This window comes from Micromonospora sp. NPDC003776 (assembly GCF_053605645.1).
Window position 1 is genome coordinate 1 of record NZ_JBSGJR010000551.1, and the last position, 4,651, is coordinate 4,651.

General features: G+C 74.1%; 5 protein-coding genes. 2 read left to right on the forward strand and 3 right to left on the reverse strand.

The window, feature by feature from the left end:
- Positions 1-977 (reverse strand): serine/threonine-protein kinase (locus tag ACWEVO_RS30600; protein WP_452310938.1); only part of this gene is annotated, 977 nt, incomplete at its 3' end.
- A 125-nt stretch (positions 978-1,102) separates the two neighbouring features.
- On the opposite strand from ACWEVO_RS30600, the gene ACWEVO_RS30605 reads away from it, so the two are divergent.
- Entirely contained in the window at positions 1,103-1,303 is a 201-nt protein-coding gene (locus ACWEVO_RS30605) for a hypothetical protein (protein WP_452310939.1), read from the forward strand.
- A complete protein-coding gene (locus tag ACWEVO_RS30610; RefSeq protein WP_452310940.1) occupies positions 1,303-2,097 on the forward strand; it encodes a site-2 protease family protein in 795 nt (264 codons plus the stop codon). The genes ACWEVO_RS30605 and ACWEVO_RS30610 overlap by 1 nt, the downstream gene beginning before the upstream one ends.
- Before the next feature lie 45 nt (positions 2,098-2,142).
- On the opposite strand, the gene ACWEVO_RS30615 is transcribed toward ACWEVO_RS30610, so the two are convergent.
- On the reverse strand, positions 2,143-3,141 hold the full coding sequence (locus tag ACWEVO_RS30615) for an aldo/keto reductase family protein (protein ID WP_452310941.1): 999 nt from the start codon (positions 3,139-3,141) through the stop codon (positions 2,143-2,145).
- 56 nt (positions 3,142-3,197) lie between these two features.
- Positions 3,198-4,651 (reverse strand): WG repeat-containing protein (locus ACWEVO_RS30620; protein ID WP_452310942.1); only part of this gene is annotated, 1,454 nt, incomplete at its 5' end.

Here is a 4,651-nt window from a genome sequence, read left to right on the forward strand (position 1 = left end):
GGCGGCTGGTCGCCGGTCGGCGTACGCCCGCGCCGGGCCGGGGTGGGCGGGCCGGCAGCGGCCGGGGTGGGCAGTACGGCGGGCCCGGGGACGGCCGGCCCGGCCACCGCCCACGGCGGGCGGGGCGGGGCGGGGAGCCGGGCGAGAGTGGAGTCCCGGGCGTCCTGCGCCGCCTCGGCGAGGGCGAGCGCGCTCGGGTGGCGGTCCCGGGGAGCCTTCGCGAGGGCCTGGCGGATCACCTCGATCACCGCCGGGGGCGTGTCCGAGGGGAGCGGGGGCGGCTCGTCCTGGGCGTGCCGCATGGCCACCTGAAGCGGGTTGTCGCCCTCGAAGGGCGGCCGGCCGGCGAGGCAGAAGTAGGCGACCGCGCCGAGCGCGTACACGTCGGTCGCGGCCGAGACGGGCTGGCCGACGGCCTGCTCCGGCGACATGAAGGAGGCGGTGCCGAGCACCGTGTGCGCGGCGGTGATCCCCGCCGTGGCGCTGGTCCGGGCGATGCCGAAGTCGACCAGCACCACCGTCCCGTCCCGCTTCACCAGCAGGTTGCCCGGCTTGACGTCCCGGTGCACGATCCCCGCCAGGTGCGCGGCGTGCAGCGCGCGGGCGGCCTGCGCCACCACGGACATGGTCGACGCCGGGTCGAGCCGGCCGGCCCGGCGGATCCAGGTCACCAGCGGCTCGCCGTCGACGTACTCCATCACCAGGTAGCTGACCTGGCTGCCGTCGGCGAGCGGGGCGGAGCCGAAGTCGTGCACCTGGACGATGCCGGGGTGGCGCAGCGCGGCCAGCATCCGGGCCTCGGCGTGGAACCGGGTGGTGAACTCCGGGTCGGCGACCAGCGACGGCAGCAGCACCTTCACCGCGACCTCCCGGCCGAGCAGGGTGTCGGTGCACTTCCAGACGGCGCCCATGCCGCCGGTCGCGATGCGTTCGCTCAACCGGTACCGGTCGCTGAGGACCACTCCTTGAGTCAGCACCGCGTCACCGTACCGGCCCGGGCGAGCGCATGATCCATGTGGCGGGGGGCCGTTCCACGTCCGGCCGACTACGCTTGCGGAGGTTTGGCGTCCCAGGGGACGACGGCGGCGAGGGGAGACGCGGCATGGCGTGGAGCTGGCGGTACGAGGGCGCGAACGGCGACGCGGTCGACGGACCGAGCGAGTCGTTCGGCAACCAGGCGGACGCCGAGTCGTGGATCGGCCAGACCTGGCGGGAGCTCGCGGCGTCCGGCGTCACCTCGGTCGCGCTCGTCGAGGACGACCGGGTGGAGTACCGGATGAGCCTGCTGCCGACGGCGGAGTGATGGCCTACGACCGCCCGGGCGACCCGCTGGTGCTCGGGGTGCCCCGGGCGGCGTTCCGCCCCAGCCCGATCTTCCTCGCCCTGGCCGCGCTCTTCGTGGCCAGCGGGGTGATGACGTGGTCGGGGTTCGGCAACGTCCGGTTCGACGTCTTCCTCTTCGTCGTCTCCGGCTGGCTGGTCTCGCTCTGCCTGCACGAGTACGCCCACGCGGTGGTCGCGTACCGGGCCGGCGACCGGGACATCGCCCACCGCGGCTACCTGACGCTCAACCCGCTGAAGTACACCAACCCGCTGCTGTCCATCGTGCTGCCGGTGGTCGTGGTGCTGCTCGGCGGGATCGGCCTGCCCGGCGGCGCGGTGTGGGTGGACCGGCACGCCATCCCGGGGCGGCTGCGGCACACCCTGGTCAGCCTGGCCGGCCCGGCCACCAACGTGCTGTTCACCCTGGTGCTGGTGGTCGCGCTGCGGATCGGGCTGGAGACCGGCGGGCCGATCGAGTTCTGGGCCGGGCTGGCCCTGCTCGCGTTCCTTCAGCTCACCGCCAGCGTGCTCAACCTGCTGCCGGTGCCCGGCCTGGACGGCGGCAACATGATCCAGCCGTGGCTGAGCCCGCCGTACCGGCGGATGTACGACCTGTTCGCCCCGTGGGGCTTCATCCTGCTCTTCGCGCTGCTGTGGAACCCGCGGATCGGCGGCGCGTTCTTCGGCGCGATCTTCAGCGTCTCCGACCTGCTCGGCCTGCCCCCGGAGCTGTACAGCGCCGGGCTGCACCTGATCCGGTTCTGGCAGGGCTGAGCCCGGTCCGGCCGGCGGCGACCCGCCGGCCGGACCGGGACCGGCTCACGGACGCTGCGCCGGGCTCTCGGTCTTCGCCGGGTCCCGCTCGGTGATCGGCTCGACGATCTCGTCGATCGCCTTGAGCAGGTCGGCGTCGAGCTTCACGCCGGCCGCCTTGACGTTGTCGTGCACCTGCTCCGGCCGGGACGCCCCGACGATCGCCGAGGAGACGTTCGGGTTCTGCAGCACCCAGGCGACGGCCAGCTGGGCCATGCTCAGCCCGGCCTGCTCGGCGAGGGGCTTGAGCCGCTGCACCCGGGTGAGCACCTCGTCGGTCATGAACCGGGCGATGAAGTTCGCCCCGGACTTCTCGTCGGTGGCCCGGGAGCCGGCCGGCGGCGGCTGGCCCGGCAGGTACTTGCCGGAGAGCACACCCTGGGCCATCGGCGACCAGACGATCTGGCCGACGCCCAGCTCCTCGCTGGTCGGGATCACCTCGGTCTCGATGACCCGCCACAGCATCGAATACTGCGGCTGGTTGGAGATCAGCGGGACGCGCAGCTCCCGGGCGAGGGCGTGCGCCTCCCGGATCTGCGACGCCTTCCACTCGGAGACCCCGATGTAGTGCGCCTTGCCGGAGTGCACGACGTCGGCGAACGCCTCCATCGTCTCCTCCAGCGGGGTGCTGTAGTCGTACCGGTGGGCCTGGTAGAGGTCCACGTGGTCGGTCTGCAGCCGGCGCAGCGAGCCGTTGATCGACTCCATGATGTGCTTGCGGGACAGGCCGCGGTCGTTGCGCCCCGGGCCGGTCGGCCAGTAGACCTTGGTGAAGATCTCCAGGCCCTCGCGCCGCTCACCCTTCAGCGCGCGCCCGAGCACCTCCTCGGCCCTCGTGCCGGCGTACACGTCGGCGGTGTCGAAGGTGGTGATGCCGGTGTCCAGGGCGGCCCGCACGCACGCGGTCGCCGCCTCCTCCTCGACCTGTGAACCGTGGGTGATCCAGTTGCCGTACGAGATCTCGCTGACCATCAGGCCCGAGCGGCCTAGGTGTCGGAATTCCATGCCCCGACCCTAGTCCGGCTCCGATCATGTCCGCCGTTCGGCGCGGCGGGCCTGGGTCAGAGCACCGGGGTGGTGTCGGTGAGCAGCTGTTCGATCTCGGCGACCACGGCGGCGCGGCTCGGGTGCACCGGATCGATCAGCGGCTCGCCCCGCCGGTCCCGCGCGCCCCACCGGCCGGACTCGTCGCTGACCAGGAAGGCCACCGGGTGCACCACCAGCGCCGCGTACACCGGCGCGACCAGTACCCGACCCGTCCGGTCCACCACGCCCCGGCGTCCGGCCAGTTCGACCCCGGCCAGCCCGTCCTCGGTGAAGCCCTCGATCTGCCGGCCGTCGGCCAGGGCGGTGCTGAGCTTGTGATACCGGGTCGGCACGACCACCTGGCCGGAGCGGTCGACCGCGCCCCAGCCGCCGTTCTGGCGGACCGCCGCCAGGCCGCCGCGGAACGGCCGCGCCTCCTCGTACCCGGGCGGGATCTTCACGATGTTGGTCGGATCGACCGCCATCCACCGGCCCTTGCCGTCCATGGACACCCAGGCCAGGCCCTCGGCGAACGATCCCACCGCGCGGTAGCCGTTGTTCGCCTCGATCAGCGCCGCGCCGGTGGTGTCGATCAGCGCCCAGCGGGACGCCTCCGGGCGGCGCACCCAGGCCAGCCCCTCCTGGAACGGCTGCACCTCGGCGTACCGGTGCTCGACCACCAGGTTGCCGTCGGCGTCCGCGTACCCCCAGAGCTCCTGCTCCTCGTCGAAGGTGGGCACCGGGTGGCGCTCCAGGCCCAGGACCGCCTCCCGGCTGCGCGGCTTCGGCCCGAAGCCACCCGTCGCGGCCCGCTCGGCGACCGCGTCCAGCGCCACCGCCGTACGCGCGCTCAGCTCCGCGTCCTCGCCCTGGCGCAGGTCCAGCGCGCGCTCGAAGTGCAGGCACGCCTCGGTCAGCCGGCCCTGGTCGTAGCAGCACCGGCCGGCGTGCTCGTGCAGCACCGCCCGCAGCCGGTCGGGCAGCTCCGGCGAGTTCGCCGCGGCGAAGAGCCGGTCGGCCTCCGCGTACTCGCCCCGCCAGCGCAGCACCTCGGCGAGCCGGGCCCGGGCCAGCGCGGTACGCCGCAGCTCGCCGGTGGCCTCCGCGTAGGTCAGGGCGAGCCGCGCGTCGGCGAGGGCGTCGTCCAGGTCGCCGAGGATCCGGGACGCCACCGACCGCAGGCTCAGCAGCCGGGCGCGACTGCGGTTGTCCAGCGCGCTGCCCAGCTTCGCGGTGAGCCCGTCGCGGACCTCCCGCAGCGCCGCCGGATCGGGAACCTCCTCGCGGAGGGTCTCCGGGTGCAGCCGCCAGCGGAACGCGGCCAGCGCCTGCTCCGGGTCCGCCGGCCGTACCTCCGCCCGCTCGTTCTCCGCCGGGTCGCCGGCCTCGTCGGTGGTGCCGGTGGACGGTGCCGGCTCCTCGTCCGCGTCGGCGACCGCGGCCCGCTCCGCCGCCGCGACCTCGTCGGGACGCTCGGCCGCCGGCGAGG

Coding starts and splice junctions, on each gene's coding strand:
- ACWEVO_RS30605 (WP_452310939.1), top strand. CDS start 1,103: ATGGCGTGGAGCTGGCGGTACGAGGGCGCGAACGGCGACGCGGTCGAC.
- ACWEVO_RS30610 (WP_452310940.1), top strand. CDS start 1,303: ATGGCCTACGACCGCCCGGGCGACCCGCTGGTGCTCGGGGTGCCCCGG.
- ACWEVO_RS30615 (WP_452310941.1), bottom strand. CDS start 3,141: ATGGAATTCCGACACCTAGGCCGCTCGGGCCTGATGGTCAGCGAGATC.